Below are 2,707 nucleotides of genomic sequence, written 5' to 3' on the forward strand. Positions count from 1 at the left end.
TTGGTAAGGATGAATTGAGTCGATATGATGCATATGTTTCCTCGGTTTTAAAAAATATGGGTCTGTACCGCTTAATAAAAAGGACTGTCCATATTCTAAAGTAATCGTTGCATCTCCATTCGATAGGACATTCACATCCTCTGATTCCAGCACATCCACTACATCATAATCAACAAGTTCGTGATCGTTATTTCCAGGGATAAAGTAAATTGGAGCTTTCCAGCGCTTCAATGCTGAAAGATTATGTTTTAATTGAGACATGGTCGTTCGCTTATCAACCAAATCTCCACCTACTATGACAACATCCACTTCTTCAATTTTCTGAAGAGTCGATTCTTTTATGACCCGGTTATGTATATCAGAGATGAAAAATATATGTAAACGAGTATCTTCGGTGAAGTTGTCTGTCAAGACCACATGATGGTCAAGACGATCATTCTGAGCAGAAAAGCGCATATATAAATATAGAAGTAAAACTGGTGTCATCAACGAAGCCAATAGCCAAAACAAAATCGGATTCCTCCTGTAGAAAGCAGAGTGAAATTTATCTTACCATAATTTCTTTCAAGATAAAAAGACTGCCACTTATAGTGACAGTCTCATCAAGTTATACTTCTTTTACACTTAAAATACGAAATCCTGACTTCTCTAATTTCTTTGTAAACTGGTCAATATTGTCTTTTGATTCTATCTTCATAACGATCCTTCGTGCGAGTTTATCCGTTTCATCAAAAGTAGCTAAAGAGATAACATTTTCATGATAACTCTTAATAATGTTTCCTAATCTCTCGATTCTTCCAGAAGATTCCTCTGATGTAAAGGCAATTCGAACACCTTTTTTCCTAGCTCCGAATGCACTTTCAAATTGTTCAATAACGTCAAAACGAGTAACTAAGCCTTGAAAATTTCGATTCTCATCAACAACGGCAAGAACCGGGAACCCTTTGAAAGATGGCAGCGTCCGCTCGAACACTTCCTCATCATGTATAAAGTAATCTTCGTATTCAGCAATATCTCCAGCAGTTGTTTCATTTAAGAATTCTTTTTTTTCTCGTTCCATTTTGAAGTAAGCTCTATATATGATACTTTTTGAAATCATGCCAATAAAAGTATTCCCTCTCAGTACTGGCATTCCCTCAATATCATGCTCATTCATTACGTTTAGAATTCCGCTAAGCTTATCTTCACTTTTAGCTACGAACGACTTGTGTGCTGGTTTCATGATCCCTTTAACAAACATTCATTCACCTTCCCTCATCATTTCTATAACTTATTATTCTCCATTCTTTGAAAGGAATCCTGCAAAGAATCCGAATAAGCCAAGCTTTTGAGTCATAAATATCCATGATGAGAGAAGGATGGTGATAAAGATTTTTACTCCAATTAAGTTTTATCAACCTTACCACAGTCCATTCGATCCATGCCCTCAAAGGCCATTTGCCAGTTTCCAGACTCCACCGAATCTTTATGTCGGGTTTCAACAGCCGAACCTGCCTCAATATCCACTGCATGAGGCCTTATACAAAGGGACACTCTGGCCTTGTTTTTATGATCCTTATCCGACACCTCTGCCTAAAGGAGGAAATAAGTGATGCAACAGGATCAGCGATCTCCTAACCGATATGAATTGATGGAAAAAATTCAAATGGTTGATTTTGCCCTAGTAGAATTAACTCTCTACTTGGATACTCATCCACAAGACAGTCAGGCTATTCAGCAATTCAATGAACTAGCTGTCCAAAGCAGAGACCTAAAAACAGTATATGAACAATATTTCGGTCCATTACGCCAATATGGGGGAAGTTTTTCAGGTTATCCGTGGAATTGGGGAGACAGTCCTTGGCCATGGCAACTCTAAATTAAAGGAGAGGGATTATGTGGTATTATGAAAAGAAACTTCAGTACCCGGTAAAAGTAACCGAATGTAATCCAAGACTGGCAAAATATTTGATTGAACAATATGGAGGAGCGGATGGAGAACTCTCTGCCGCCCTCAGATACTTAAATCAAAGGTATAGTATACCTGATAAAGTTATCGGTCTCCTTACAGATATTGGAACAGAAGAATTTGCACATTTAGAGATGATCGCAACAATGGTTTATAAATTAACGAAAGACGCGACCCCTGAACAAATGAAAGAAGCGGGACTGGGTGCCCATTATGCGAATCACGAAAACGCGCTTTATTATAACAACGCTAGTGGTGTGCCTTGGACGGCATCCTATATTGCTGCCAAAGGGGACCCTATAGCTGATTTATACGAAGACATTGCAGCAGAGGAAAAAGCGAGAGCAACATATCAATGGATCATTAATATGTCGGATGACCCTTGCTTAAACGATAGCTTAAAATTTTTAAGAGAACGCGAGATCATACACTCTCAAAGATTCAGAGAAGCTGTCGAGATACTTAAATTTGAAAGAGATCGGAAGAAGATCTTTTAATAAGAGAATTCGTTCAATCAACGTACGTATTTTTTAAAGTATTTTTACCCTTCCCTTGAAGATATACAGAGCCAAAAAGATAAAAAACCCTAATCTGTCGAGGTTAGGGTTTCATTTTTCGGATACTATCTATCTTTACTTCTCCATGGTATGAGCTATCGATCAACGAAAATAGAGTTGAATCTTCAAACCATTCATCCCAATAACTATAAGAAAGAATCAGCACGGTGAGAACGAAAAATAAAATTAAAAGAAAACGAGC

5 protein-coding genes are annotated in these 2,707 nt (G+C 37.7%); 3 read left to right on the forward strand and 2 right to left on the reverse strand.

Features of this window, described 5'->3' with window-relative positions:
- A partial coding sequence (locus LD39_RS02350; protein ID WP_197061378.1) for a metallophosphoesterase occupies window positions 1–510 on the reverse strand: 510 nt, incomplete at its 3' end.
- A gap of 97 nt (window positions 511–607) precedes the next feature.
- Window positions 608–1,240, reverse strand: coding sequence for an HPP family protein (locus LD39_RS02355; RefSeq protein ID WP_035542483.1), 633 nt, complete (start codon window positions 1,238–1,240; stop codon window positions 608–610).
- Window positions 1,241–1,370: 130 nt separating this feature from the next.
- Between LD39_RS02355 and LD39_RS02360 the strand changes: the two genes are divergently transcribed.
- The 3 genes from LD39_RS02360 to LD39_RS02370 are packed head-to-tail and all read left to right on the forward strand — an operon-like array spanning window position 1,371 to window position 2,445.
- Window positions 1,371–1,592 carry a spore coat associated protein CotJA gene (locus tag LD39_RS02360; RefSeq protein WP_035542491.1) on the forward strand — a complete coding sequence of 74 codons (222 nt, stop codon included), beginning with the start codon at window positions 1,371–1,373 and terminating at the stop codon, window positions 1,590–1,592.
- Complete coding sequence (locus tag LD39_RS02365; protein WP_035542484.1) at window positions 1,592–1,858, forward strand: spore coat protein CotJB; 267 nt, start codon at window positions 1,592–1,594, stop codon at window positions 1,856–1,858. The genes LD39_RS02360 and LD39_RS02365 overlap by 1 nt, the downstream gene beginning before the upstream one ends.
- 17 nt (window positions 1,859–1,875) lie before the next feature.
- The gene (locus tag LD39_RS02370) at window positions 1,876–2,445 is read left to right on the forward strand and encodes a manganese catalase family protein (RefSeq protein WP_035542486.1); all 570 of its coding nucleotides are present in this window, start codon (window positions 1,876–1,878) and stop codon (window positions 2,443–2,445) included.
- The last annotated feature ends 262 nt before the right edge of the window (window positions 2,446–2,707 follow it).

The sequence above is a fragment of the Halobacillus sp. BBL2006 genome (assembly GCF_000786645.1).
In the GTDB taxonomy this organism is placed as follows: domain Bacteria; phylum Bacillota; class Bacilli; order Bacillales; family Halobacillaceae; genus Halobacillus.

Coding starts and splice junctions, on each gene's coding strand:
- LD39_RS02355 (WP_035542483.1), bottom strand. CDS start 1,240: ATGTTTGTTAAAGGGATCATGAAACCAGCACACAAGTCGTTCGTAGCT.
- LD39_RS02365 (WP_035542484.1), top strand. CDS start 1,592: ATGCAACAGGATCAGCGATCTCCTAACCGATATGAATTGATGGAAAAA.
- LD39_RS02370 (WP_035542486.1), top strand. CDS start 1,876: ATGTGGTATTATGAAAAGAAACTTCAGTACCCGGTAAAAGTAACCGAA.